We start from the raw sequence: 24,923 nt of genomic DNA, 5'->3' as shown, positions 1-24,923 counted from the left end.
TCTCAGGCCACGGAGTCCCGCCACGCGGCCTGCATCGCCGCGTAGCGTCCGCCGGCGGCCACCAGGTCCGCCGGTGCGCCGTCCTCCAGGACGCGACCGTGCTCGAGCACGAGCACCCGGTCGGCGATGTCCACCGTGGAGAGCCGGTGGGCGATGATGATCGCGGTCCGGTCGGCCAGAAGGGTCTGCAGGCCGCGCTGCACCAGCCGCTCGCCCGGGATGTCGAGCGAGCTGGTCGCCTCGTCGAGGACCAGCACCGCGGGGTCCGCGAGGAAGGCCCGCGCGAAGCTGAGCAGCTGGCGCTGCCCGGACGACACGCGGCCGCCGCGCTTGTTGACGTCGGTGTCGTAGCCCTCGGGCAGGCTCGTCACGAACTCGTGCACACCGACGGCGCGTGCCGCGGCCTCGACCTCCGCGTCGGTGGCGTCCGGCCTCCCCAGGGCGATGTTCTCCCGCACCGACCCGCTGAACAGGTAGGCCTCCTGGGTGACCATGACGACGGCACGGCGCAGGTCGGTGCCGGAGACGTCGCGGACGTCCACGCCGTCCAGCAGCACCCGTCCCGCGCTGGCGTCGTAGAACCGCGTGACGAGCTTGGCGAGGGTGGACTTGCCGGCACCGGTGGACCCGACGAGCGCGACGGTCTGACCGGCCGGGATCGTCAGGTCCAGCCGGGGCAGCACCACCGGGCCGTCCCCGTAGCCGAAGGTGACGTCCTGCAGGCGGATCTCGCCGCGCGGTGACGGCAGGGGTGTGGGGTCGGACGGCTCGACGACGGTGGGTTCCTCGGCGAGCAGGCCGGACACCTTCTCCAGCGCGGCGACGGCCGACTGCAGCGCGTTGTAGAACATGCCGAGCTGCTGGATCGGCTGGAAGAACCGCTTCACGTACAGCAGGACGGCGACGAGCGCGCCGACGTCCAGGGTGCCCTCGACCACCCGCCACCCGCCGTAGGCGAGCGCGGCGGCGACCGTCAGGTTCCCGATGAGCACCAGTCCCGGCTGGTACCGGCCGTTGACCCCGAAGATCCGCAGGTTCGCGTCGCGGTACTGCTCGCCCAGACGGCCGTACTCGGCGTCGTCGGTGGCCTCCCGGCGGAAGGCCTGGACCGCGCGCATGCCGGTCATGGTCTCGACGAACTTCACGATGAGCCGCGCCGAGGCGGTGCGCTGCTCGCGGTAGGACTGCTGCGAGCGGCGCTGGAACCAGCGCGTCAGGAGCCAGGCCGGCACGAGGGCCACCAGGAGCACCAGCCCCGAGCGCCAGTCGACGTAGAACAGCGCACCGGCGGTGAAGACCATGAGCATCAGCGACGAGACCACGCCGGTCAGCCCGCCGTCGAACAGCTCGCGCAGCGCCTCCAGGTCGGAGGTCTGGCGGCTGATCACCCGGCCCGACGTGTACGACTCGTGGAACTCCAGGGAGAGACGCTGGGTGTGCCGGAAGACGCGGCGGCGCAGCTCGAGCAGGACGCTCTGGGCGACCCGGGCCGCGGCGCGCACGTAGGCGCCCGCGCACAGCCCGCCGAGCACGGCCGCCAGCACGTAGATGCCGCCGACGACGACCAGGCGGGTCGGGTCGCCCTCGCGCAGGGCCGGCAGCGCCGTGTCGATCGCGGCCTGGACCAGCAACGGCCCGGAGACCTGGGCCAGCGTGCTGATCACCACGAGCGCGCCGGCCCCGGCGAGCGCCCCGGCACGGGGGCGCAGGAGCTGGCCGAGCAGGTGCAGCGAGCGGCGCCGCACGGCCCGGGAGGTGCCGCGGTCGAGGTCGGTGGCGTCGTCGGCCCGCGCGTCGGTGGGGCGCAGACGTCCGGTGGCCGCGGTCATCGCGCCTCCTGGGTCAGGTCGGTCTCGTGCTCGTGGGCCACCCAGTCCTCCTCGAGCGAGGCGACGACGTAGCGGTAGTGGGGGTCGCGGGCGAGCAGCTCGCGGTGGGTGCCCACCGCGCTGATCCGGCCGTCGGACAGGACGGCGACCCGGTCGGCGAGCGCGACCGTCGAGGGACGGTGGGCGATGACGAGGCTCGTGGTGCCCGCCAGCACCTCGCGCAGCCCACGGGTGACGGCCTCCTCGGTGGTGACGTCGAGGGCGGACAGCGGGTCGTCCAGGACGAGGACGCGGGGCCGGGCCGCGATGGCGCGGGCCAGGGCCAGGCGTTGCCGCTGACCACCGGACAGCGACAGGCCCTCCTCGCCGATCCGGGTGTCGACACCCTGGGGCAGGTCGTGGACGAACCCGGCCCGGGCGACGTCGAGGGAGCTGTGCAGCAGCCGCTCCCTCTCGGGCGCGGGCAGGGAGTCGTCGACACCGAGCAGGACGTTCTCGCGCACGGTGGTGGAGAACAGCGTGGGCTCCTCGAAGGCGACGGCGACCGCGCGACGCAGGTCGTGGCGACGCAGGTCGCGCACGTCGACGCCGTCGAGGCGGACGGACCCGGTGGTCACGTCGTGGAGACGGGGCAGGAGCATCGCCAGCGTCGACTTGCCGGAGCCCGTGAGCCCGACGAGGGCGGTCGTGGTGCCGGCCGGCAGGTCGAGGTCGACGCCGTCCAGGACAGGGGGCTCGTCGGCCTCGTGGCGGAAGGTCACGTCACGCAGCGTGACCTCACCGCGCACGGTGCCGAGCTCACGCGGCTCGGCGGGGTCCGTCAGCGGGTTCGCGGTCTCGACGACCTCGAAGAAGCGGTCGACGGCGGTCCGCGCGTTGAGCGTCATGGACAGGGTCATGCCGAGGTCGACGACGGGACCGTTGATGACGGCGGCGGTGAGGAAGAAGGCGGCCAGGGCCCCGACGGTGAGCTGCCCCTCGGCGGCCGACCAGACGCCGAGGACGAGACAGACCGCCAGGGTGGCCTCGGGGATGAGGTGCAGGGCGGTGGTGACCGTCGCCTGGTTGCCGGCCTTGCGGATCTCGGTGCGACGCAGCTGCTCGGCCTGTCCCGTGAAGGACTCCAGGGCGTCGCCCCCGCGCCCGAAGGCCTTGAGCACCCGGATGCCGTGCACGGACTCCTCGACGGTGTTGGCGAGGTCGCCGGACTGGTCCTGGGACGTCCGGGCGATGACGCGGTACCGGCGCGAGAAGCGGTAGGCGATGACGACGACGGGGACCGCGCCGACGAGGTAGACGAGCCCCAGCCATCCCGCCGTGGCGACCAGCACGGCGATGCCGACGACGACGGTGATCGTGCTGACCACCAGCTGCAGGAGCCCGAAGACCAGCCAGCGGCGCAGCAGCCCCAGGTCGGTCATGGAGCGGCTGAGCAGCTGGCCACCGGCCCACCGGTCGTGGAAGGAGGCGGGCAGCTGGAGCAGGTGACGGAACAGCGTGGTGCGCAGCGCCGCCTCGACCCGCGTGCCGGGGTACATCACGAGCGTGCGGCGCAGGAGGATCAGTCCGGCCTCCAGCAGCCCGAGGGCGAGCACGGCCAGCGTGGGCCACAGCAGCGCCGCCGGGTCGCCCGCCGCCGCGCCGGCGGCCAACGGCCCCTCGACGAGCACCTGCAGCACGCGCGGGATCGCGAGGGCCGCCAGGCTGGCACCGAGTGCCGCGACCAGCCCGGCGACGAGCCGCGGCAGCGCGGGACGGACGGTGGGCAGCAACCGGCGCAGGGAGGCGAGGGTGCTCAGGTCGGACCCCGCCGGGACGGACGGGCTGTCGGGGCGGTCGGCGCGCGCGGTGGGGGGCATCGAATCGATTCTCGCACCACCCACCGACACGGTTGCTCCGGGCACTCCGGTGCGGGCCTAGCCTGGGCCCGTGGTCCGCTTCGACGACGAGCACTGGGACGCCTACAACGCCCGGCAGGGCACGCGGCCGGTCCGTGACCTGTGCCGACGGCTCCTCGGCCACGCCGGTCCCGGCGCGGGCCGGCTCGCGCTGGACGTGGGGGCCGGCGCCGGGGTCGAGACAGCGGCGCTGGTGAACCACGGGTGGCGGGTGCTGGCGATCGACCCGGCGCCGTCGACGGTCGCCCGGGTCACGGCGGCGGTGCCGCGCGGGCACCGGCACGCGATCCGGGTCCGACGGGTCGGCGTCGGTGCCGCGCTGCCGCTGCCCGACCTCGACCTGGTGCACGCCTCCTTCGCCCTGCCGTTCGTGCCCCCGGAGGAGTTCCCGGCCGTCTGGCACGGCCTGCGGTCCGCGCTGTGCCCGGGCGGCTGGTGCGCGGTCACGTTCTTCGGCCGGCGGGACCAGTGGGCGGCCGAGCCGGACCTCGCCGACCGGCTGACGTTCCACGACCGCGCCACGGTCGAGGAGCTGTTCGCCGGCTGGGAGGACGTCGACGTCACGGAGCACGAGGCCGACGGCCCTTCCTTCGGCGGCCCGAAGCGCTGGCACACGATCGAGGTCGTGGCCCGTCGACCGGCCTCGGGTCAGGACCCGGCGGACACCCGCTGAGCCACCGGACCCCACCCCCCGCCGACGGGTTCGGTCCCGGCGGCCACGACGACGTCGCGCAGCGCCGCGAAGTGGTCCACCGGCCCCCGCCCCCGGCCGACACCGAGACCGTCGGCGCCGGTCAGGGCCGACGTCAGCCACGCCTTGGTCCCCACCAGCGCACGGCGCCAGTCCCCCTCGCGCGCGTACCGCGTCGCCAGGCCGGAGGACAGCGAGCAGCCGGTCCCGTGCGTGTGCCGGGTGCCCACGCGGACGCCGTCGACCTGCTGCACGTCACCGCCCGGCCCGACGAGGGCGTCCGCGGCGTGGTCATTGGCCAGGTGACCGCCCTTGACCAGGACACGGACCTGCCACCGCGCCGCCAGCCGCGCGCCCTGGGCGAGGGCCGCCGACCAGTCCGCGGCGCACGGTTCGCCGAGCAGCACGCCCAGCTCGGGCAGGTTCGGGGTGACCACGTCGCAGCGCGCCAGCAGGCCGCGGATGGCCTCCTCCCCCGCCGGGTCCAGGAGCCGGTCGCCCGAGGTGGCCACCATCACCGGGTCGAGCACCACCGGCACCGACGCGGGGGTACGGCGCAGCCAGTCGGCCAGGACCGCGGCGACCTCGGCGGTCGCCAGCATGCCGATCTTGACGGCGTCGACGGCCACGTCGTCCGACACCGCCTCGAGCTGCGCCGCCAGGAACTCCGGCGGCGGCACGTGCACGGCACGGACCCCGCACGTGTTCTGGGCGGTCAGCGCCGTCAGGGCCGCCATGCCGTAGCCGCCGGCGGCAGCGATCGACTTCAGGTCGGCCTGCACGCCGGCCCCGCCGGACGGGTCGGACCCGGCCACCGCGAGCACCCGCGGCACGGGACCGCGGGGGGCGGGTGGGGTGAGCGGCTGGTGCGGCGCGTTCGTCGTCATCGGCGACATCCCTTCGTCAGTACGAGCTGCTTCAGGTTCGACGGGTGTGATCTCAGCGCCCCGACGGGCGCACCCCGTGTCGGTCCCTCACCGTAGTAGCCCCCGGCGCCGTGGGGCGACGGGGGCTACGGGGGTCAGGGGCGCGCCGGCGCGCCGACGAACGGTGGTGCCGGCTCAGGACCGCGGGATGACCTGGTCCAGCGCGTCCTCGAGGGAGACGACACCGACCAGCAGGTCGCCGTCCATCACCACGGCGAGCTGCACGCTCTCGCGGCGCATGCCCGACAACGCCTCGTGGACCGGCATCCGGGGGCGCACCACGTACGCCGGCCGGGCGAGGTCGCGGGCGAGGCGGTCGGAGGGCTCCAGCAGCGTGTCGCGCACGTGCACGATGCCGGGCGGGCCGTCGCCGGTGTCGACGAGGATGCGCAGGTGGCCGCTGCGTCGGGCGGCCTCCTGCACGGCGGCCACGTCGGCGTCGGCGGGCACCGCCGTGGGTGCCGCCTCGGCGCTGACGAACGAGGAGACCTCGCGCGTGCTCAGGTCGAGGGCACCGGCCAGCGGGCCGCTCAGCGCGTCGTCGAGCGCCCCCTCCTTCGCGGAGTGGTCGACCAGGTGACGGATCGTGTCGGCGTCCTGCCCCCCGACGGCCGCCCGGTCCACCGGTTCGACGCCGGTCGCGGCCACCAGCCTGTTCGCCATCCGGTTGATCCAGCCCAGCAGCGGCCGGAACACCCAGATGAACGCGCGGGCCGGGGGTGCGATGAGCATCGCCGAGCGCTCCGGGTGGGTGATCGCCCAGGACTTCGGCGCCATCTCCCCCAGGACCAGGTGCAGGAAGGTCACCACGAGCAGGGAGAGCAGGAACGCGGCCGTGTCGGCGAGCCAGTACGGGGCGCCGACCGCCTCGAGCCCGGGGCCGAGCCAGGCGTCCAGGGCCGGCTTGGTCACGGCGCCCAGCGCGAAGGTGCAGGCGGTGATCCCCAGCTGGGCCCCTGCGAGCATGACGGTCAGCTCGTTGGTCGCCCGCAGCGCGGAGCGGGCCGCGCCGCTGGACGGCGCCATCTCCTCCAGCCGGTGCCGGCGCGCGCCGATCAGCGCGAACTCGATGATCACGAAGAAGCCGCTCGCCACGAGGAGCGCCGTCGTCACGGCCAGCACGATCCACGGGTTCGTCATCGCCGGTCCCCCTCGCTCTCGAGGTCGCCGCTGGCGACGTCCCCGTTCTCGTGCCCCTCGTCCTCGGCCGGTGCCTCGACCTCGTGCAAGGTCACCCGGAGCTGGGACGGGACGTAGCGGTCCACGGAGAGCACCTCGATGTTCAGCCGACGCCGCACCTGCTCGTGCAGGGCGAGCTCGACCGCTTCGGTCGCGAGCTCGATGGTCACGGTCTCCCCGACCTCCGGCAGGTTGCCGTGCTCGGCGATCACCAGTCCGGACATCGTCTCGTAGTCGCCGCGGGGCAGCTCGTGGTCGAGGACCCGCTCGGCCTCGTCCAGGTGGACGTCCCCGCCCATGCGCCAGGTCGCCTCGCCCTCCGGCTCGACGACCTCGGCCTGCTCGACGTCGTGCTCGTCGGTGATCTCCCCGGCCACCTCCTCGGCGAGGTCCTCCACGGTGAGGATGCCGGCGAACCCGCCGTACTCGTCGATGACGCAGGCCAGCTCGTCGCGGCGCGCCGTGAGCTCGGCGAGCGCGTCCGGCAGCAGCATGAGGGTCGGCAGGACGGTCGCCGGCTGCATGATGTCGCCGACCGGGGTGTCGTGCGCCTCGCCGGCGGCCAGCACGTCGAGCAGGTGCACGACACCGACCGGCTCGTCCTCGTCGGAGATCACCGGGTACCGCGTGTGGGCCTGCGCCATGGCGGCCCGGGCCTCGCCGACGGTGTCGTCCGGGTGCAGCGTGTCGACCCGGGCGCGCGGCACCATGGCGTGCTCGACGTCGCGCTGCGGGAAGTCGAGGATCCGGTCCAGCATCATCGACAGGTCCTCGGGCAGGTCACCGCTGTGGCGCGAGTCGGCGACGATGTGCTCCAGGTCGCGGGCGGTCGCGCTGGAGTCGACGTCGTCCACCGGCTCGATGCCCACCAGGCGCAGCAGCCCGTTCGCTGCGCGGTCGAACACCGTGATCAGCCAGCCGAAGGCGGCCAGGTAGATCCGGGTGGAGCGGGCGAGGCGCCGCGCCAACGGGTCGGGCGCGGCGATCGCGAGGTTCTTGGGGAACAGCTCGCCGAAGATCATCTGGGCCACGGTCGACAGCGCGAGCGCTCCGACGGTGCCGACCGCCACGCTCACGCCCGCCGGGACGCCGACGACGCCGAAGATCTCGCCCAGGGACTCCCCGACGAGCGGTTCGGCCACGTACCCGATGAGCAGACCGGTCACGGTGATGCCCAGCTGGGCACCCGAGAGCATGAAGGACGTGCGCCGCGTGACCGCCAGCGCGTCCGCGGCGCTGCGGTCCCCGGCCTCCGCCTGGGCGCCGAGCCGGGAGCGGTCGACCGACATGTAGGCGAACTCCTGGGCGACGAAGTACCCGTTGAACGCGATGACGACGGCGATGACCACGATCCCGAGGAGCAGGGTGGCGACGGTGATCAGCACCGGTCACCCCCGGAGGGTCGGCACGACGGACGATGACGATGGTGCCCGTCTGCTGGACCAGCAGGGTTGTTCACGAGTTCTCTCACGCCTCCCAGCGGCTGTCGTCCCGGGATCGTATCCCGGGACGACAGGGTCGGCCACGCCGACGACGGCCGCTGCGCCGCTGCAGGTCAGCGGCCCGGGGACAGCCGCGGGTTCGACAGCGCCAGGCGCAGCACGTTGCCCGCGGTGCGCTGCAGCTCGCCGAGCGTGACGCCGTCGGCGGCCGCCAGGGAGGCCAGCAGCGACCCGTCCCCGTGCCGGTCGTCACGCCCCCACGCACCGGGCATGTGGACGTCCACCTGGGCGCGCACGCGGTAGGCGTCGTTGGTCACGGCCGGGAAGTCGGGGTCGACGGCCTCCCGCATCCACCAGTCGGTCATCACCGCGCCGTCGAAGCCCCACTCGCCGCGCAGGACCGTGGTGACCAGGTCGTGGTGGTAGTGACCCCAGACGCCGTTGATCTTGTTGTACGAGGTCATGAGGGTGCGCGGCGCCGACTCGGCGACGCAGATCTCGAACCCCCGCAGGTAGATCTCCCGCAGCGCCCGCTCCGAGACCCGGGAGTCGTTGTACTCCCGGTTGTCCTCCTGGTTGTTGGCGGCGAAGTGCTTGGGGCAGGCCGCCAGCCCCTCGGACTGGATGCCGCGCACCGTGGCGGCCGCCATCCGGCCCGTGAGCAGCGGATCCTCGGAGAAGTACTCGAAGTTGCGGCCGCAGAGCGGGTCGCGCTGGATGTTCATCCCCGGCGAGAGCAGGATGTCCGACCCCTTCGCCGCCATCTCGACGGCCAGCAGCGCGTTCAGCGTCGTGACCAGCTCGGGGTTCCAGGTCGAGGCCAGGGCGGTGCCGCTGGGCAGCAGCGCGGTGTGCGTGGCCAGGCGGATCCCGGCCGGTCCGTCCGTCGTGGTCAGCGCCGGGACGCCCTTGGCCCGCAGGGACTCGACGGTGCCGGCGAGCGCGCCGGCGTTGCCGGCCGGGCCGAGACCGGAGTCCATGGTGAAGTCGCCCCGCGACAGCGCCTCGAGCTCGTCGTCGTCGAGCTGGGCGACGAACTCGTCGAGCGACGCGTCCCCCGCGGCGACGTCGGCCAGCGTGACACCGCGGTCCCCGGTGCGCTCGACGGGCGCGGGCAGCGCACCGAGCACGCGGTCCTGACGCGAGACCGTCGCCTCCGGAACGGTCTCGCGGGCCGCCCGGACCTCGCCGCCCTCCGTGCGGGCGACGACGCGTTCGAAGGCGTGCCCGGGTGCGACGGCGCCGGCCTCGGTGACCTGCCGCACCACCCGCAGCTCCGCGACGTCCGCACCGCCGCACGGCACGGCGGTGCGCACGTCGGTGCCCACGAGGACCTCGTAGCGGCCGGCCTCCAGGACGTAGGCCGACCGGTGGCCCGTCGCGCCGGTGTCGTCGTAGGCCGCCAGGTCGTCGAGGCGGAAACGCAGCTCGAGCGTCTCGGACTCGCCGGGCGCCAGCTCGCGGGTCTTGCCGAAGGCGGCCAGGTGCCGGGCCGGGCGGCCGAGGGCGCCCTGCGGGGCACGGACGTAGGCCTGGACGACCTCGGTGCCGCGGTGCACCCCGTGGGTGTTCGTGACACGTGCCCGCACCACGACCTCGCCGTCGCGGGTGTCGACCTCCTCGGCGCGGACGTCGAAGCTCGCGTAGGTCAGGCCGTAGCCGAACGGGAACAGCACATGCTCGGGGGCGAAGGTCTCGAACCATCGGTAGCCGACGTAGACGTCCTCGACGTACTCGTTGTGGTCGTGACCGCCGAAGTGTCCGGCGCTCGGGTAGCGGTCGTACGCGGTCGCGATCGTCGCGGTGAGCTTGCCCCCGGCGGGCACCGCACCGGTGAGCACGTCGGCCACGGCCCGCCCGGACTCCATGCCGCCCTGCCAGGCCAGCAGCACGGCGTCGAGGTCGTAGTGCTGGGTCCAGGCCAGGTCGACCACGTTGCCCGTGTCGACGACGACCACGGTCCGCTCGAACGCCGCGGTGGCGTGGGAGAGCAGTGCCCGCTCGTCGGCGGTCAGGTAGTAGCCGCCCTCCTCGAGCGCCTGCTCGCGTGCCTCGCCCGCCGCGCGCCCGATGACGACGACGGCGGTGGAGGCGCGCTCGGCGACGGCGGCGACCTCGTCGGCGGTCAGCGGCATCTCCGGGTGCGACCGCGGCCAGGTGCCCCAGGCCGGCTCCGGGTCGACCGGGTGGTCCGCGCACCAGGCCGCGTACCGCTCAGCCAGCGCCTCGTCCACGTGCAGGTCGGTGGCCTGCAGGGCGTCGATCAGGTTCCACGTGTACGGCGGACGCACGTCGCCGCCGGACCCGTAGCCGACCATGAAGTAGTCGCGCTGCACGCGGCCAAGGACCGCGATGGTAGCGCTCTCAGCCAGCGGGAGCGTCTCGTTCCGGTTCGTCAGCAGCACGATGCCCTCGGCCGCCGCGCGCCGGCACGTCTCCCCCATGCCCTCCGGGATCCACGTGTCCGTGGACTGCAGCTGTACCCGCCCCTGGGCGAGCTGGTCCGTGCTGTCGATCTGGCCGATACCTGCGCCTCGTTGATTCACCCGAACACTGTACGCGCCGCGTGCGAGCGCGGACGTCCGGGCCGTCCGGCGCACCGGACGTCCGTCCCGGCCGCCGGGGGCGGGTCCCGGACCGCTCCGGGACCCACCCTCGGCGCGTGTCAGCCGTCGACGACGGAGACCGTCACGTCGATGTTTCCCCGGGTGGCGTTGGAGTAGGGGCACGCCCTCTCCGCGGCGTCAGCGAGCGCCCGGGCGTCCTGCGCGGGCAGGTCGGGCACGACGACCTCGAGCTCGACGGCCAGGCCGAAGCCGCCGTCGCCGTCCGCCCCGATGTGCACACGGGCGCCGACCGAGGTGTCGGTCAGCCGGATCTTCCGCTGCCTCGCGACGCTCTGCAGCGCCGAGTGGAAGCAGGCGGCGTACCCGGCGGCGAAGAGCTGCTCGGGGTTCGACCCGTCGCCCGAGCCGCCGAGGTCCTTCGGGACGGCCATGTCGAGGTCGACGCGGCCGTCGTCGGTGCGGACGCGGCCGTCGCGGCCGGCGCCGGTGGAGAGGGCTTCGGCGGTGTAGCCGATGTTCTGCAGCACGGAGCGTTCCCTTCGTTCGGACTCACCGCGCCCGGTCAGGCGTCGGCGTGCAGGGCCAGGTAGTCGTTGGCCTCGCGCAGCCGCGCGAGCAGGTCGCCGGCGGCGGCGCGGTCGGGCGGCAGGCGCTCGGCCAGGCAGCGCTGGACCTCGCCCAGCTCCCCGTGCAGGTCGTCCCCGGCCGCGGTCAGCGCGACCGTGACCACGCGTTCGTCGTCCCGGCTCCGCTCCCGGCGCACGACCCCCCGCGCCTCGAGCCGCTTGACCAGCGGGGACAACGTCCCCGAGTCCAGGTCCAGCAGCCGGCCGAGCTCGCCGACGGTGAGGGGCTCGCCGTGGTTCGCGCCGAGCATCTCGACGACGAGGTACTGGGTGTAGCTCAGTCGCCACGGGGCGAGGAGGTCGGCGTAGAGCCGCCCGATGCGTCGCTCGAGCGAGTACACGGCGAAGCACAGCAACGGGTCGAGGGCCTTCGAGGCGCCGACGTCTGGCATGCGTTCATGGTTGCACGCAATTCTATTGCGCACAACTGAGTACCAGCGAGACGTCCCCGACGAGCTCTCGTCAGGGCCGACGGCCCCGGTCAGGGCTACCGTGGAGAGATGACCACCCGGCTGCGCGCCGTCGTCCACGGCAGGGTCCAGGGCGTCGGGTTCCGCGACGCCACGGCCCGGGTGGCCGAGCGCGCCGGGGTGGCCGGTCAGGTCGCCAACCTGCCCGACGGCACCGTCGAGGTCGAGCTGGAGGGCGACGAGGGCGCGGTCGGGTCCGTGGTGGAGTACCTGCACCACGGCCCGCCCGCCGCCGCCGTCTCGAGCGTGCGGGTCACGGACCTGGAGCCCCGTGGGGACACCGTCTTCCGGATCCGGTGACGCGCGGCCGCGAGGGCTCAGTCGAAGTAGTGCGGGACGTCGATGGGCCCGCCCTGCGCGGCGAACTCGGCGTGCACCGTCTCGCGCAACGAGGCGTCCCCCAGGTAGTCGAGCGCGGTGGCGGCCAGTCCCGCCGCGCCGTCGACCGCGGCCCGGACCGCGGCGGGGCCGCCGGCGGCCTCCGCGAACTCCACCGTGTGCAGCGCCACGTCGGGGTCCGCGACCTGGACCAGCGGGTGGATGCCGGGGATGCGGAAGCTGACGTTGCCGAAGTCGGTGGACGCCGCCAGCGTCTCGGACACCACGCCGCCGGGCAGCACGTCCCGGCCGCGCCGACGCTGCGCCGCGACCCACCGCCGGGTCAGGGCCTGGTTCGTGCGCACCGGGAGCGAGGGGTGGGCGCCGTCGTCCCAGGCGATGTCGACCTCGGTGCCGGTCATGAGCGCGGCGCCGCGTGCGACGTCGTCGAGCCGTCGGGAGAGGTCGCGCAGGGTGTCCGGGTACTTCGAGCGGGCGTACAGGTGCATCACCGCCCGGTCCGGGACGATGCTCGGCCGGGTCCCGCCCTCGACGATCGTGGCGTGCACGCGGTCGACCGGCGGGAGCTGCTGCCGCAGCAGCCCGATGCCGGTGTAGGCGAGGTTGGCCGCGTCCAGGGCGTTGCGCCCCATGAAGGGCTGCGCCGAGGCGTGCGCGCTGCGTCCGGTGAACGTCCAGGTGAGCAGGCGGCGGCCGAGCCAGACCTGGTCGGCCACGTCCACGCCGTAGGGGTGCAGCATGACCGCGGCGTCCAGGTCCTCGAACGCGCCTGCCCGCGCCAGCACCTCCTTGCCGCTGTGCCCCTCCTCGGCGGGGGTGCCCAGCAGGACGACCCGCCCGGCCGGCGCGTCGGGCGCGGCCAGGGCCTCGTGCAGGGCCAGGAACGCTCCGACCGCGGCGGCGGCGATGACGTTGTGCCCGCAGGCGTGGCCGATGCCGGGCAGGGCGTCGTACTCCGCCAGGATCGCGATCGCCGGGCCGTCGGCGGGCCGCCCGGTCTCGGCGCGGAACGCCGTCTCGACGCCGTGCACGCCGGTGGCGGCCTCGACGCCGTGCCGGGCCAGGACCTCGACCAGCAGCCGTGCGCTGGCGTGCTCGGCGAACGCGGTCTCGGGGTGCGCGTGCAGGGTCCGGACGATCTCGGCGAGCTCCGGCTCCAGGGCGGAGGCCGCGGCCTCCGCCGCGGCGACCAGGGCCTCCGGGGCTCCCCCGGCGGCGGCCGCCGGGGGCCCGGCAGCCAGCGCCGCGTCCCGGCGGTCGTCGGTCTCGGCGGCGAGATGGTCGAGGTAGGCCGTGCTCGGCCGGTTCGGCGCTGGCATGCGGCCATCGTACGGAGGCGTCGGCCCGGTGCACGCGGCTACGCGCCGAGCCCGCCCCGGTGCGGGGAGCCGGGCCGCGACCCGTCGCGCGCCCGGGTGCGCGCTGCCAGGATGACGGGATGCACCGTCGACTCGGCCTCAAGCTCACCCAGGACGCGCCGGTCACCGCGTTCGCGGACGTGTGGCGCACGGCCGACGACGCCGGGTTCGACCACGTGTGGGTGATGGACCACATCGCCTCCCTCGGCCCCGACCCGGGACGCCCCGTCTTCGACGCCTGGGCGATGCAGGCCGCGATGGCGACCCTGACCTCACGCGTGCGCATCGGCTGCATGGTCACGGGCAACTCGTACCGGCACCCCGGGATGCTCGCCAAGCTCGCCACGACGGTCGACCACCTCTCGGGCGGGCGCCTGGAGTTCGGGATCGGCGCCGGGTGGAACGAGCGCGAGCACGCCATGTACGGGCTGGACCTCGGGGACGTGGGCACCCGGATGGACCGCCTCGAGGAGGCGCTCGTCGTGATCCGCTCGCTGTGGGGGCGGCCGACCACGACGTTCCACGGCGAGCACTACCGCCTCACCGACGCCGTCGCCGAGCCGAAACCCCTGCAGCGGCCGCACCCGCCGATCTGGGTCGGCGGGTCCGGCCCCCGCCGCACGCTGCGGCTGGTGGCGCGGTACGCCGACGTGTGGAACGACACCGAGAGCAGCCCGGAGCGGATCGGCGAGCTCAGCGAGGTGCTGGCGCGGCACTGCGACGACGTGGGGCGCGACCCGGCCGAGATCCGTCGCACCGTCCAGCTGCGCCTGCGTCAGCACGACCTGGCGGACCTGCCGGCGCTCGTGGCGGCCTACGAGGCCGTCGGGGTCAGCGAGTTCGTCATCGTGCTGCCGTCCGACGGGGACGTGCGTCGGCACCTGGACGCCGTGGTCGACGCGCTCCCCCGGCTCCGGTCCGCCGGCTGACCCCGGTCGAGGCCAGTCGCGAGAGCGCCGCACCCACGGGCGTGCTCAGTCGTGCACCGAGGCGGCGACGAGCCAGGCGGTCAGCAGCACGACCACGACCATGAAGCCCGTCTCGTGCCCCGCGCCGCGCTGCAGCAGGCTGGCGGCCTTGTGGGCCCGCCGGGCCCCGTGGCCCGGCGCCTGCAGCATCGGCACCACCCGGAAGTGCTGGTAGGCACCGATCGCGGCGACCACCGCCACCACGGCGACCTTGGCCAGCAGGAACAGCCCCCAGCTCGTCTCCCACAGCTGGGAGGGCCGGTCGAGGATCTCCACCGTCAGCGCCACCCCGGCGAGGCCGACCAGCGTGATCGACCCCGTGGCCAGCACCGCGAAGCGGCTGCCCAGCAGGCCGGCGTCCAGGGGGCGGGCGTCCCGGCGGCGGCGGCGCAGGACGACGCCGACCATGACGACGCCCCCGACCCACGCGGCGGCGGCGAGCAGGTGCGCGACGTCGGTGGCCACGACCAGCCAGTGCGGCCCGACGCTGCGGCTGTGCCCGTCCAACACGATGCCGGTGCCGAGCAGCAGGGCACCCACCACGGCCAGCCACGACCCGGCGAGCGTGCGCCGTGCGCCGACCAGCACGGCCAGGGCGCCCGCGGCCTGCAGACCGAGCACGAGCGCCGTGTCGCCGGTCAGGGCGTCGCGCAGGGCCGACGGTGTCCAGGCGGCGCTGATCTCGCCCTGGGCCACCACGACGGCCCGGGCCGCGAGGCGCAGCAGGACGGCCACGAGCGCGAGCAGACCGACCCAGCGCACGGCGGTGAGCACCGTGGGCACGTCCTCGCGATCGCGCCCGCGCAGGACGAGCGCCGCGAACAGCATCCCGCCTCCGGCCACGAGCGCACCCCACAGGACGGCGGCACCGGCGAGGCGGGACACCACGGCGGCGAACCCCGCCGCCGTCTCGTCGTCCTCCTCGGCAGCGGTCGCGCCCGCGTCCGCGTCCGGCGCGGGTTCGGGCGACGGTTCCTCGGAGGCGTCCGGCTCGGCCGGCTCCTGCGCGGGCGCGGCCCCGGTGACGGCGAACACCACGGTCCCGTCCAGCGGGTGGCCGTCCTCGGCGGCCACGTTCCAGTCGACCGTGTACTCCCCGTCCGCGAGCGGCTCGGCGGGGGTTGCGGTCAGCACGGTGCCGTCGTCGGACTGCGTGACCTCGACGGGCACGGCCCCGTCCGGGCCGGTCACCTCGACGGCCTCGCCCAGCGGGGTGACCGGCAGCGTGTAGGTGAGCACGATCTCCTCGACCAGGCCCTGCGCGGTCGAGCCGTCGGCGGGTTCGGCGGTGTCGAGCTTGGTGTGCGCCGAGGCGGGGGCCGCTCCGGCGAGCAGGAGCAGCAGGGCGAGCAGGAACCCTCCGACGAGGGTGCGGGCGTACCTCGTGAACCTCATGACGACTCCCCCGTGCCGGACGCCGCGAGCAGCACGTCCATCTGCTCGATCTCGGCGGTCTGGGCGGCGACCATCCCGGCCGCCAGCTCGACCATCTCGGTCGACGAGCCGTCGGTCACGACCCGGTCGGCCATCTGCACGCCGTGCTCGTGGTGCACCGTCATCTGCCGCAGGAACACCTCCTGCAGCTCGTCGGCGGGCACGGCCGCGAGGTCCTGCGCAGTGATCTCGGGCACGGTGTCGTCGACGCGCTCGAGCTCGCGGGCGCCGAGCCAGTCGTTCATCCGGGTGTTCTCCTGGCTCTGGGAGTCGGCGACGGAGCGCGCGAGGTCGCGCACCTCGGCGTCGACGCCGTCGGCGTCCAGCAACGCCTGCGACATCGCGATCGCGTCGGCGTGGTGCGGGATCATCATCTGCGCGAACATCACGTCCACCTGGTTGTGGTCGTCGACGGCGGCGGGGTCGTCGGCCGCACAGGCCGAGACGGTCAGGGTGAGGGCGGCGCCGAGCGCCGCCGCGGTGCTCCGGGCGGTCATGGGGTCCTTCTGCGGGGTCGGTCGCGAGGCCGGGTTCACCGGCGGTGGGAAGGGGCGTGGTCGTCGGCGACGACCACGCCCTCACGTCCGCGAGATACCCAGGACGACGGGTTCGGGCGTGCCCGGCACGCGCGCGGTGCGCGGGAGCGCCGGCAGGAGCACGCTCGCCGGGGCGGGCGCCCAGACCGCCCGGCCGGCGGGCCGGGGTCGCAACCGCCGCAGGGCCAGCAGGGTCAGGGCGGCCAGGAGCGTGCAGGCGACGAGCGTCTCGTGGTCGTGGTCGTTCGTCGGGCTTCCGTGGCCGGCCGGCGAGGCCGCCGTGCGCGGGGCGTCCGCGGCGTGGTCGTGTCCCCCGGGCTCCGCGATCGCGCCGGCGGTCTGATGGACGCCGTCACCCGGGCCGTGGACGTGGCCGGACGACCCGGACGGCTGGTGCGAGACGAGCAGGAGCGCGAGCGCCACGACGAGGAGGGGAACGGCGGCCCAGGACGCGAGGGCGCGCAGCGGGACGCTGCGGCGCGACGCGACCGGTGCCGTTCTCGTCATGCCCCGATCCTACGCGGACGCGCCGAGCAGCCCGGCGGTGATCCCCAGCAGCAGGCTCGTCGCGGCGGCCGTGTGCAGGACGACCACCGCGGGGCGCGGGACGGTCCCCCGCCGGGGGCGGGTGGACGTCACCACCCGGAAGGCGGGGGCGACCCAGCGCAGGTAGTAGAACAGGCTCGCCACGGAGTTGACCGCCGCGAGCACGACGAGCCAGGCGTACCCGCCGTCGGCCGCGGTGGTGAACGCGCCGAGCTTGCCCAGGAACACGGCCGTGGGCGGGGTGCCGACCAGACCGAGCAGGCACACCACGAGACTGACCAGCAACCACGGGCGACCCGTGACCCCGGCGGCCCACCCGACCAGCGTGGTGCGGCGCGGCACGGCGGCCACCGCGGCGAAGGCGCCGATGTTGGTCACGGCGTAGGCGGCGATGTACAGCCGCAGGGCCGGGGCGGCGAGCTCGACCGTGCCGGCCACCGTGACGATCATCAGCAGGTAGCCGACCTGGCTGATCGTCGAGTACGCGAGCAGCCGCTGCAGCGAGGTCTGCCAGAACGCCGCGAGGTTGCCCAGCGTCATGCTCGCCGCCGCGACGAGGGCCACGCCGAGCGCCAGGCCTGCCGGCGTCTCGGCGAACGGGCCGGCGACGAGCCGGAACGCGGCGGCGACGGCGCCGATCTTCGGGACCGTGGAGATCAGCGCGGCCACCGCGGGGCTCGCACCGTCGACGGCGTCGGGCACCCAGAAGTGCACGGGGACGGCGCCGGCCTTGAACAGCACGGCCGCCAGCAGGCCGAGGGCGGCGAGCGCCGCGACGGCGGGAGCCGCGGCCGGCAGCGACGCGGAGACGGCGGCGTAGCCGGTGCGGCCGGTGCCGAGGACCAGGGCGGCCGCGCCGACCAGCAGCACCACCCCCACCAGGGCGCTGAGGAGGTAGTACTTCAGCGCCGCCTCGGTGCCGCGGGCGTCCTTGCGGAAGGCGGTCAGCGTGTAGGCGGGGACGCTCGCCAGCAGGTAGGCGGCCACGAGCAGCAGGGCGTCGGTGGTCGCGGCGAGGGCGTCGGCGCCGAGGGCGACGAGCAGGGTGAGCACGTAGGCCTCGGTCTCGCGCGGGTGGCCCGCCAGCTCGGTGCGCAGCAGCACGACCACGGCCGCCGTGGCCGCCGCCACCGCGAGGCGCACCACACCCGTGGTCGCGTCCACCGTCCAGGTGCCGCTGAAGACCGTCCGGACGGGGTCGCCGAGCACGGCGGCCGCCGCGGCGGCACTCACCAGGCAGCCGGCGACGGCGATCCAGGCCACGCGTCGCTGGGCACGCTGCGGCGTCCACAACCCGACCAGCAGCCCGCCGACGGCGGCGGCGAGCAGCGCGGCCTCGGGCAGCAGCGCGAGGGCGTCCTGGGCCGTCATCCGCGCCTCACCGGGCCACCAGCGCGACGAGGCCGTCGGCCGCCGGGCCGACGACGTCGACGAGCACCCAGGGCAGCAGCCCGACGGCGACGCTGAGCGCGAGCAGGGGCACCACGGCCACCCGTTCGACGGTGGTCACGGCCCCGAGCCCGCCGGTGTCGACCCCGTCGGGCACCCGCAGGTCTCCGGTCAGCAACCGCTGCAGCGCCCGCAGGAACAGGCCGGCGGTGAGCAGGATGCCCACCACCGCGACCACCACGGCCACGGGGACGGCCGCGAGCGACCCGGCGAAGATCTGGAACTCGGCCACGAAGCCGGACAGGCCGGGCAGCCCGAGCGAGCCGAAGGCGGCCACGGCGAACAGGACGGCGAACCCGGGCAGGGCGCGCGCGAGACCGCCCCACCGGGCGAAGGCGTACGTCCCGCCGCGCGTCCACAGCATCCCCGCGACGAGGAACAGGGCGCCGGTGAGCAGGCCGTGGCTGACCATCTGCACGACGGCGCCGGTCGCCGCGACACCGGCCGCGGCGGCGGGGCCGGACCCGTCCGCGCCGTCCCGCGCGAGCACCCCGACGGCGCCCAGCCCGAGCAGGACGTAGCCCATGTGGTTGACGGAGGTATAGGCGATCATCCGCTTCAGGTCGTCCTGGGCCAGGGCCACCAGCGCGCCCCACAGCACGCTGACCACACCGATCACCACGATCCACGTGCCCCAGCGCTGCCAGGCGTCCGGCAGCGTGGGCATGGCGATCCGCACGAACCCGAAGGTGCCGAGCTTCAGCAGCACGCCGGCCAGGACCGCGGACCCCTCCGCCGGGGCGTCGGTGTGCGCGGGCGGCAGCCACGTGTGGAACGGGACCAGCGGCGTCTTGACCGCGAGCCCCACGACGAGGGCGAGCAGCACCCAGGTCGCGGTCCCGCTCTGACCGGCCCACGGCGGGTCCTCGACGAGGCGCACGATGTCGAAGGTGCGCGGCTCGCTGCCGAGGAACAGCCCGATGAAACCCAGGAGCAGCGCCAGCGATCCCAGGAACGTGTACAGGAAGAAGGTCAGGGCGCTGCGGCGGCGGTCGCCGTGGCCCCACCCGGCGATGACGAAGTACATCGCCACGATCGACAGGTCGAAGAACAGGAAGAACAGGATCAGGTCGAGCGCCGCGAACGTGCCCAGGCAGGTCGTCTGGAGCAGCAGGAACAGGGCCGCGTGGCTGCGCGGCCGCGGGGTGCCGCGCAGCGACCACACCGCGCAGCACCAGAACAGCACGGCGGTCAGGGCCAGCAGCGGCAACGACAGCCCGTCGACGCCCACGTGGTAGGAGGCGTCGACCGTCGGGATCCAGCGCAGCTTGACGTCGTACTGGAACCCGCCACCGGGGTCGAACCCCCACCAGAGCCAGGCGACCAGCCCGACCACGACCGAGGACGTGGCCACCCACGCCCAGGACGCGGCTCGGTCCGGCACCCGCGCCGCCACGAGGACGAGCCCGGCCAGTGCGGGGAGCAGGACGAGAACGGTCAGGAGCACGCGGTCACCTCACGAGGAGCAGCAGGAGCAGCAGCAGGCCGAGACCGGCCGCCGCCTGGGCGTAGTACTGGTGCAGCAGTCCGGTCTGCAGGCGCCGTGCGGCGTGCCCGGCGCGTGCCACGCCGGAGGCGACGTCGCGCACGGCGCCGTCGACGCGGCGGTCGTCCAGGACCGCCGCACGGCGGGCACCGGCCACCGCGAGCCCGGCGGTGCGCCGCACCGCGCGATGGATCCCGGAGTCGTCGAGGACGGCGACCCGCCCGGCCAGCCGCAGGACCGCCCTCGCCACGGCGTGGACGAGGCGGTCCAGACCGTCGTCGACCCGGTCGACCCGGCGCGCCAGGGCGCGGACACCGCGGCCGACCGTCACGAGCAGCGCGGGCATGGCCCACCACGACGTCAGCGGGGCGCGCTCGGCCACCCGTGCCAGGACGGGGCGCCACAGCACCCCGGCCGCCACGACGACGGCGAGCCCGCCGGAGAGCACCAGAGCGCCGGGCGTGGGGGCGGGTCCGGGCTCCGCGCCGAGGACCCGGGCGACGCCGTCGCGAACGGCGGGAAGGGCGAACGCCCCCAGGCCCACCGCGGCCGCGGCGAGCGCCAGCGCGGCGGCGACCGCCGGACGCGGTGCGCGGGAGCCGTCGCCAGGGTGCCCCGGGGCGAGCACCACCGCGACGATCTTCGCGGCGTAGGCGGCGGACAGCGCGCCGGCCACCAGGGCCACGACGTGCAGCACGGCGCCGCCGGCCAGGTGTGCCTCCTCCGCCCCGGCCAGGATCTCGTCCTTGGTCACCCACAGCGACAGCGGCGGGACACCGGCCAGGGCCGCCGCCGCGGCGACCGACGCGGCCCCGACGAGCGGGTACCGGCGGCCGGCGCCGCGCAGCTCGGCCAGCGCCCGCGTGCCGAGCGCACCCAGCCAGATGCCGGCCGCCACGAACAGCCCGGCCTTCACCGCCGCGTGCGCCACCAGGTGCTCGACGCCACCGAGCAGCCCGGTACCCGCCCCGGCGGCCCACGCCCCGGCGGCCAGGACGACGAACCCCATCTGCGCCGCGGTGCTCGCGGCCAGCAGCTGCTTGAGGTCGGTCTGCGCGACGGCGACGAGCCCGAGCGCCAGCGCCGTCGCGGCCCCGACCCAGGCCACCACCGGGGCGGCGCCGTCGGCCAGCGCGGGACCGACTCGCAGGAGCAGGTAGCCGCCGGCCGCGACCATGGTGGCCGAGTGCAGCAGCGCCGAGACCGGGCTGGGACCCTGCATCGCGGCGGACAGCCAGCCGGACAGCGGCAGCTGGGCCGACTTGCCGAGCGCGGCGACGACGACGCCGGTCGTCGCCACCGCCGCCCAGGGCGCCGGCAGCCCCTCGAGGCCGGACAGGCCCAGGCTGCCGCTGCCGGCGAGCACGGCACCGGCGGCGACGTACAGGCCGAGGTCGGCGGCCCGGGTGGTCAGCAGCGCCGTCGTGCCTGCGGACGTCCGTCCCGCCAGCCGCCACCGGAAGCCGATGAGGGCGTAGGAGGTCGCCCCCATGACCTCCCAGCCCAGCATCAGCGCCGGGAAGGTCGTCGCCGTGACGGTCAGCTGCATCGCGGCGACGAACAGCAGCCAGTAGCCGAAGAACCGGGCCCGGGAGGTGCGTGCCTCGTGGTCGACGGCGGCGTGCACGGTGACGATCAGCGCGACGACGGCGACGGTCACCGTGAGCACCGCGGAGAGCCCGTCCACGGCCAGCGCGAGATCCGCTCCGTCGGCGACGGCCGCGGCGCCGCTGCCCAGGAACGGGACCGAGACGGTGGGTCGCCCCGTCGCGGCCGCGATCGCGAGAGCCGCGCCGACCAGGCCGAGGCCGAGCGCCGCGGGCGCCGCGACCCGGTCCAGCCGGTGCCGCCCGAGCAGCAGCGCCGCCCCGCCGACGGCGGGCAGCAGCACGACCAGCAGCAGGGCGGCGCTCATCCGGCGAGGTCCTCGGCGGCGTCGACGGTGTCGACCTGTCGGGCGCGGTAGATCGCCAGGGCGACGGAGAAACCCATCGCCATCTCCACGGCCATGACGACGGTGGCCACGAGCACGAGCACCTGCGCCCCGGGCAGCTGCGGGGTGAGGTAGGCCCAGGCGGCACCGGCGGCCAGGATGACGCCGTTGACCACGAGCTCGAGGCCCATCATGACCATGACGATCGACTGCTGGGACAGCGCGCCGAACAGGCCGGTGCCCACGAGGGCGGCAGCGACGGTCAGCACGACCTGCAGGGTGAGCTCGGTCATCGGGGCAGCCCTCCGCGCACGGGGTCGTCGGGGTCGCGGTCCAGGTCGGGGCCGAACCGGTCGTAGCGTCCGCGGTGCGTGGCCAGTGCGATGCCCGCGACCATGGTGGCGAGCAGGACCACCCCCACCACGATCATCACGAGCATGTAGTCCCCCATGATCGCCTCGCCGACCTGGGCGGTGGCGTCGGCAGGCCGGGGTCCGGGCCGGTCGGGCCAGTCGACGGTCCACACCCCGACCGTCAGCACCACGAACGCCACGACCCCCACGACGACCGAGCCCCGGGTGTTGTGCACCATCGTCATGGGCATGAGCCCGGCGGGGTTCATCATCAGCATGATCATGAACACCGCCATGATCGCCATCTCGATGGTCATCATCAGGATGGTCAGCAGCCCGAGGTACGCCAGGTCCATCAGGAGCAGCGCGACGCCGGTGGCGAGGAAGGACGCGAGCAGCGAGAACGTCGCGCGCGCCATGGAGTCGACGACGAACACCAGCACCCCGGTGCACACCGCCGCGGCGCCGAGGACGGCGAGGACCAGCAGCTCGGTCATCGGTAGAAACCTCCCAGCACGAGCACCGCCACCACGGCGGACTGCACGACGGTGGCCGGCAGCAGCACCACCCAGGCGACGTCGGCGAACCGTTCGGGGCGCACGACCGGCCAGCGCCGGCCCATCCCGACCAGCAGAGCCATGACGGCGAGCGTCTTCAGGGCGTACCAGACCGGGCCGGGCAGTCCTGGCCCGTCCTCGCCCCCGAGGAACCATGCCGCGGCGGTGGCGGCGGCGACGCCGAGGAAGGTCGCTCGGCCGACCTGGACCAGGAGCCGGTCGACGCCGGAGGTCTCGGCCAGCACTCCCCCGGCGACGTCGGTCCCGGCGGGGGCGCCGAACGGCCCCCAGAAGGCGAAGGCCGCCGCGCCGATCAGGAAGACGACGAACGCCGCCGGCATGGTCCACAGGAACCAGGCGCCGCCCGCCTGGGCGGCGACCACGTCGGTGGCGCGCAGCGAGCCCGCGCCCACCCCGACCGTGATGATCGCGAACATCAACGGCAGCTCGTAGGCCAGGCCCTGGGCCAGGAAACGGTAGGCGCCCACCAGGGGGTGCACCGCGTTGGGTCCCCAGCCCAGCAGCCAGACCGCGGCCCACAGCAGCGCCTCGGCCGCGTTGAACCACACCAGGTCCGCCGACGTCGAGACCACGCTGCGTCCTCCGAACGGCAGCACCGCGGCCGACATCAGGGCCAGGACGGGCACGGCCAGCACCGCCACCGTGCTGAGCAACCGGTCCGGGGCGATCGTCGTCCCGCGCCGTTCGAGCAGCATCCGGGCACCGTCGCGCACCGGAGCGACGAGCACGTCCGCGCGGCGCCCGCCCGCCGGGGCGCGGCGTGCCAGGGCGTCCATCACCGCGAGCACGAGCCCGAGCAGCAGCGCCACGGCCACCACGACCGGTCCCGCCCACGGCGAGGTCCAGACGGTCTCAGGCATGTCGGTCCCCCTCGTCGGCGGCCGGTTCGTGCTCCCCCGGCCCCACATCGACGCTCGCCACCGCGAGCCGGGCCGCGGCGAGCTCGGCGCCCTCCAGCGCCGCGGCCACGGCCTGGGGCGGCACCGGCTCGGGCGGGGCGGCGCCGTCGAGGACGTCGCACCAGGTGTGCAGCCGGTCGAGGACGTCCGTGCCCTGGGGTGCGGGCAGGCCACGCAGGGACCACCGCAGCCGGCGGGAGCCGCGCAGGTCTCGGGCGAGCCGGCTCACCTGCTCCGACGCCGACGGACGCTGCTGCCCGACGGCGTCCCGGGCGCGGCGGGCGCGGTGCAGGTCGCGCTCGGGTCCGGCGAGGACCAGGACGCGGCACACGGCGTCCAGGGCACGCAGCCGTGCCGGGCGCGGCGCGGCCGTGACGCCGTCCGCCCAGCGCACACCGGCACCGCTCAGCACGTCACCCTGCATGGTGGCCCGCACGACGAGGCCGTCCGGGGACCCGGGCAGCCAGGGACCCAGCGTGACGTCCAGGGCCTCGAGCTCCAGGCCGTCGCGGTCTGGGGCCGAGGACGCCATCGGCAGGCCGGCCACCTCCATGTCCCCGTGGCCCCCGTGGCCATGCTCGTCGTGGTCGTCGTGGTCGTCGTGGTCCTCGTGGTCGTCGTGGTCCTCGTGGTCGGGGTCGTCCGGCTGCGTCCCCCGGCCGATCCACGGGTCGCCGTCGGCGTCGGCCGAGCGACGCTGCGCGCCGCGGTCCACCAGCGACGCCGCGGCGGCGTCGAGGCGAGCACCGACCTCCGCGGGCCGATCCACCCGGGTCCGCGCTCGCGGTGCGGGCATCTGCGACCAGAGCACCTCGACGGCGCCGCCGAGCTCGGGACCGGGATCGCCGACGACGACGAGGAGGTCCGCACCCGCCGGTGAGAGTGCCGGCGGCCACCCCCGTCGCAGCAGGGCGGACTCGACCTCCTGACCGGCCGCGGTCGCTCCCGGGGCAACGACGAGCACGCGGGGCCGCCCCAGCGCGAAGCCCCACAGCCGTGCGCTCAGGCCCAACGCAGCGCTCCTTCGCGCCAGGCGTAGACCACACCGACCAGCAGCACCGCCAGGAACCCGAACATCTCCACGACGGACGTCGCCCCCATCTGCGCGACGACGACCGCCCAGGGATACATGAAGACCATCTCCATGTCGAAGGCGAGGAAGAGCACGCTCACCGCGTACCACCGCACGTGGAACCGGGACACGGCGTGCTGGGTCGGCAGGACCCCGGACTCGAAGGGAAGACTCATCGCGGGTGTCCGGGCCACCGCGAGCGCGGTGGCCGCGCCCCGCAGGCCGAGCAGCAGCAGGGCGATCCCTGCCACGAGTCCCCCCAGAGCCATCCGTGCACTCACCGTCCCGTCGTGGTCGTCGTGTCGGCAGCGCCCATGATGGTGGCCGTGGACCGGCTCGGCATC

The 24,923-nt window shown here is 74.9% G+C and carries 23 protein-coding genes and 1 riboswitch; of the genes, 3 read left to right on the top strand and 20 right to left on the bottom strand.

Annotated elements, in window-relative coordinates:
* Positions 1-2: 2 nt before the first annotated feature.
* Both HLI28_RS01705 and HLI28_RS01700 read right to left on the bottom strand, forming a co-directional pair.
* Positions 3-1,829 (bottom strand): ABC transporter ATP-binding protein, encoded by a 1,827-nt coding sequence (locus tag HLI28_RS01705; RefSeq protein WP_171245761.1) that lies wholly within the window; start codon positions 1,827-1,829, stop codon positions 3-5.
* The gene (locus HLI28_RS01700; RefSeq protein ID WP_171245760.1) at positions 1,826-3,688 is read right to left on the bottom strand and encodes an ABC transporter ATP-binding protein; all 1,863 of its coding nucleotides are present in this window, start codon (positions 3,686-3,688) and stop codon (positions 1,826-1,828) included. Before HLI28_RS01700 ends, HLI28_RS01705 begins: the two co-directional genes overlap by 4 nt.
* Before the next feature lie 70 nt (positions 3,689-3,758).
* On the opposite strand from HLI28_RS01700, the gene HLI28_RS01695 reads away from it, so the two are divergent.
* Complete coding sequence (locus HLI28_RS01695; protein ID WP_171245759.1) at positions 3,759-4,400, top strand: methyltransferase domain-containing protein; 642 nt, start codon at positions 3,759-3,761, stop codon at positions 4,398-4,400.
* Here the strand turns inward: HLI28_RS01695 and thiD are convergent.
* From thiD to HLI28_RS01665, 6 genes are all read right to left on the bottom strand, one after another.
* The gene (gene thiD, locus HLI28_RS01690; protein WP_171245758.1) at positions 4,376-5,305 is read right to left on the bottom strand and encodes a bifunctional hydroxymethylpyrimidine kinase/phosphomethylpyrimidine kinase; all 930 of its coding nucleotides are present in this window, start codon (positions 5,303-5,305) and stop codon (positions 4,376-4,378) included. The two genes, HLI28_RS01695 and thiD, sit on opposite strands and share 25 nt — an antisense overlap.
* Positions 5,297-5,392: riboswitch (TPP riboswitch) on the bottom strand. Its footprint overlaps the gene before it by 9 nt.
* Before the next feature lie 87 nt (positions 5,393-5,479).
* A complete protein-coding gene (locus HLI28_RS01685) occupies positions 5,480-6,484 on the bottom strand; it encodes a hemolysin family protein (protein ID WP_171245757.1) in 1,005 nt (334 codons plus the stop codon).
* On the bottom strand, positions 6,481-7,908 hold the full coding sequence (locus HLI28_RS01680) for a CNNM domain-containing protein (protein WP_171245756.1): 1,428 nt from the start codon (positions 7,906-7,908) through the stop codon (positions 6,481-6,483). Before HLI28_RS01680 ends, HLI28_RS01685 begins: the two co-directional genes overlap by 4 nt.
* A gap of 170 nt (positions 7,909-8,078) precedes the next feature.
* Positions 8,079-10,511 (bottom strand): beta-glucosidase, encoded by a 2,433-nt coding sequence (locus tag HLI28_RS01675; RefSeq protein WP_343035555.1) that lies wholly within the window; start codon positions 10,509-10,511, stop codon positions 8,079-8,081.
* A 119-nt stretch (positions 10,512-10,630) separates the two neighbouring features.
* On the bottom strand, positions 10,631-11,059 hold the full coding sequence (locus HLI28_RS01670; RefSeq protein ID WP_425483378.1) for an organic hydroperoxide resistance protein: 429 nt from the start codon (positions 11,057-11,059) through the stop codon (positions 10,631-10,633).
* A 35-nt stretch (positions 11,060-11,094) separates the two neighbouring features.
* Positions 11,095-11,550 carry a MarR family winged helix-turn-helix transcriptional regulator gene (locus HLI28_RS01665; RefSeq protein ID WP_171245755.1) on the bottom strand — a complete coding sequence of 152 codons (456 nt, stop codon included), beginning with the start codon at positions 11,548-11,550 and terminating at the stop codon, positions 11,095-11,097.
* 108 nt (positions 11,551-11,658) lie between these two features.
* Here HLI28_RS01665 and HLI28_RS01660 point away from each other — a divergent pair, with 108 nt between their 5' ends.
* Positions 11,659-11,928, top strand: coding sequence for an acylphosphatase (locus tag HLI28_RS01660; RefSeq protein ID WP_171245754.1), 270 nt, complete (start codon positions 11,659-11,661; stop codon positions 11,926-11,928).
* A 17-nt stretch (positions 11,929-11,945) separates the two neighbouring features.
* Here the strand turns inward: HLI28_RS01660 and HLI28_RS01655 are convergent, their stop codons facing one another.
* Positions 11,946-13,286, bottom strand: a complete 1,341-nt coding sequence (locus HLI28_RS01655; RefSeq protein ID WP_171245753.1) for an amidohydrolase — start codon at positions 13,284-13,286, stop codon at positions 11,946-11,948.
* Between the two features lie 119 nt (positions 13,287-13,405).
* On the opposite strand from HLI28_RS01655, the gene HLI28_RS01650 reads away from it, so the two are divergent.
* Complete coding sequence (locus HLI28_RS01650) at positions 13,406-14,254, top strand: LLM class F420-dependent oxidoreductase (RefSeq protein WP_171245752.1); 849 nt, start codon at positions 13,406-13,408, stop codon at positions 14,252-14,254.
* Positions 14,255-14,299: 45 nt separating this feature from the next.
* Here HLI28_RS01650 and HLI28_RS01645 read toward each other — a convergent pair whose 3' ends face one another.
* From HLI28_RS01645 to HLI28_RS01595, 11 genes are all read right to left on the bottom strand, one after another.
* A complete protein-coding gene (locus tag HLI28_RS01645; RefSeq protein ID WP_171245751.1) occupies positions 14,300-15,688 on the bottom strand; it encodes a copper resistance CopC/CopD family protein in 1,389 nt (462 codons plus the stop codon).
* Positions 15,685-16,224, bottom strand: coding sequence for a DUF305 domain-containing protein (locus HLI28_RS01640; protein ID WP_171245750.1), 540 nt, complete (start codon positions 16,222-16,224; stop codon positions 15,685-15,687). The genes HLI28_RS01645 and HLI28_RS01640 overlap by 4 nt, the downstream gene beginning before the upstream one ends.
* Positions 16,225-16,305: 81 nt before the next feature.
* On the bottom strand, positions 16,306-16,770 hold the full coding sequence (locus HLI28_RS01635) for a hypothetical protein (RefSeq protein WP_171245749.1): 465 nt from the start codon (positions 16,768-16,770) through the stop codon (positions 16,306-16,308).
* Between the two features lie 9 nt (positions 16,771-16,779).
* Positions 16,780-18,180 (bottom strand): NADH-quinone oxidoreductase subunit N, encoded by a 1,401-nt coding sequence (locus tag HLI28_RS01630; protein WP_171245748.1) that lies wholly within the window; start codon positions 18,178-18,180, stop codon positions 16,780-16,782.
* A gap of 7 nt (positions 18,181-18,187) precedes the next feature.
* A complete protein-coding gene (locus HLI28_RS01625; RefSeq protein ID WP_171245747.1) occupies positions 18,188-19,705 on the bottom strand; it encodes an NADH-quinone oxidoreductase subunit M in 1,518 nt (505 codons plus the stop codon).
* Positions 19,706-19,709: 4 nt separating this feature from the next.
* Positions 19,710-21,659 carry a proton-conducting transporter transmembrane domain-containing protein gene (locus HLI28_RS01620; protein WP_171245746.1) on the bottom strand — a complete coding sequence of 650 codons (1,950 nt, stop codon included), beginning with the start codon at positions 21,657-21,659 and terminating at the stop codon, positions 19,710-19,712.
* Complete coding sequence (locus HLI28_RS01615; RefSeq protein WP_171245745.1) at positions 21,656-21,970, bottom strand: NADH-quinone oxidoreductase subunit NuoK; 315 nt, start codon at positions 21,968-21,970, stop codon at positions 21,656-21,658. Before HLI28_RS01615 ends, HLI28_RS01620 begins: the two co-directional genes overlap by 4 nt.
* Positions 21,967-22,527 carry an NADH-quinone oxidoreductase subunit J family protein gene (locus HLI28_RS01610; protein ID WP_171245744.1) on the bottom strand — a complete coding sequence of 187 codons (561 nt, stop codon included), beginning with the start codon at positions 22,525-22,527 and terminating at the stop codon, positions 21,967-21,969. The genes HLI28_RS01615 and HLI28_RS01610 overlap by 4 nt, the downstream gene beginning before the upstream one ends.
* Positions 22,524-23,468, bottom strand: a complete 945-nt coding sequence (locus HLI28_RS01605; RefSeq protein WP_171245743.1) for an NADH-quinone oxidoreductase subunit H — start codon at positions 23,466-23,468, stop codon at positions 22,524-22,526. The genes HLI28_RS01610 and HLI28_RS01605 overlap by 4 nt, the downstream gene beginning before the upstream one ends.
* Positions 23,461-24,519: a hypothetical protein gene (locus tag HLI28_RS01600; RefSeq protein ID WP_171245742.1), complete on the bottom strand. Its 1,059-nt coding sequence runs from the start codon at positions 24,517-24,519 to the stop codon at positions 23,461-23,463. The genes HLI28_RS01605 and HLI28_RS01600 overlap by 8 nt, the downstream gene beginning before the upstream one ends.
* The gene (locus HLI28_RS01595) at positions 24,510-24,848 is read right to left on the bottom strand and encodes an NADH-quinone oxidoreductase subunit A (protein WP_171245741.1); all 339 of its coding nucleotides are present in this window, start codon (positions 24,846-24,848) and stop codon (positions 24,510-24,512) included. The genes HLI28_RS01600 and HLI28_RS01595 overlap by 10 nt, the downstream gene beginning before the upstream one ends.
* Between the last annotated feature and the right edge of the window lie 75 nt (positions 24,849-24,923).

This window comes from Isoptericola sediminis (assembly GCF_013085345.1).
Taxonomy (GTDB): domain Bacteria; phylum Actinomycetota; class Actinomycetes; order Actinomycetales; family Cellulomonadaceae; genus Isoptericola; species Isoptericola sediminis.
The sequence above is the reverse complement of the archived record's forward strand: the minus strand, read 5'-3'. Positions and strand labels throughout refer to the sequence as shown.

Bases quoted from the DNA above. Each gene is read 5' to 3' on its own strand.
- HLI28_RS01705 (WP_171245761.1), bottom strand. From the start codon at position 1,829: ATGACCGCGGCCACCGGACGTCTGCGCCCCACCGACGCGCGGGCCGAC.
- HLI28_RS01700 (WP_171245760.1), bottom strand. From the start codon at position 3,688: ATGCCCCCCACCGCGCGCGCCGACCGCCCCGACAGCCCGTCCGTCCCG.
- thiD (WP_171245758.1), bottom strand. From the start codon at position 5,305: ATGACGACGAACGCGCCGCACCAGCCGCTCACCCCACCCGCCCCCCGC.
- HLI28_RS01685 (WP_171245757.1), bottom strand. From the start codon at position 6,484: ATGACGAACCCGTGGATCGTGCTGGCCGTGACGACGGCGCTCCTCGTG.
- HLI28_RS01665 (WP_171245755.1), bottom strand. From the start codon at position 11,550: ATGCCAGACGTCGGCGCCTCGAAGGCCCTCGACCCGTTGCTGTGCTTC.
- HLI28_RS01660 (WP_171245754.1), top strand. From the start codon at position 11,659: ATGACCACCCGGCTGCGCGCCGTCGTCCACGGCAGGGTCCAGGGCGTC.
- HLI28_RS01655 (WP_171245753.1), bottom strand. From the start codon at position 13,286: ATGCCAGCGCCGAACCGGCCGAGCACGGCCTACCTCGACCATCTCGCC.
- HLI28_RS01650 (WP_171245752.1), top strand. From the start codon at position 13,406: ATGCACCGTCGACTCGGCCTCAAGCTCACCCAGGACGCGCCGGTCACC.
- HLI28_RS01645 (WP_171245751.1), bottom strand. From the start codon at position 15,688: ATGAGGTTCACGAGGTACGCCCGCACCCTCGTCGGAGGGTTCCTGCTC.
- HLI28_RS01640 (WP_171245750.1), bottom strand. From the start codon at position 16,224: ATGACCGCCCGGAGCACCGCGGCGGCGCTCGGCGCCGCCCTCACCCTG.
- HLI28_RS01635 (WP_171245749.1), bottom strand. From the start codon at position 16,770: ATGACGAGAACGGCACCGGTCGCGTCGCGCCGCAGCGTCCCGCTGCGC.
- HLI28_RS01630 (WP_171245748.1), bottom strand. From the start codon at position 18,180: ATGACGGCCCAGGACGCCCTCGCGCTGCTGCCCGAGGCCGCGCTGCTC.
- HLI28_RS01620 (WP_171245746.1), bottom strand. From the start codon at position 21,659: ATGAGCGCCGCCCTGCTGCTGGTCGTGCTGCTGCCCGCCGTCGGCGGG.
- HLI28_RS01615 (WP_171245745.1), bottom strand. From the start codon at position 21,970: ATGACCGAGCTCACCCTGCAGGTCGTGCTGACCGTCGCTGCCGCCCTC.
- HLI28_RS01610 (WP_171245744.1), bottom strand. From the start codon at position 22,527: ATGACCGAGCTGCTGGTCCTCGCCGTCCTCGGCGCCGCGGCGGTGTGC.
- HLI28_RS01605 (WP_171245743.1), bottom strand. From the start codon at position 23,468: ATGCCTGAGACCGTCTGGACCTCGCCGTGGGCGGGACCGGTCGTGGTG.
- HLI28_RS01595 (WP_171245741.1), bottom strand. From the start codon at position 24,848: ATGGCTCTGGGGGGACTCGTGGCAGGGATCGCCCTGCTGCTGCTCGGC.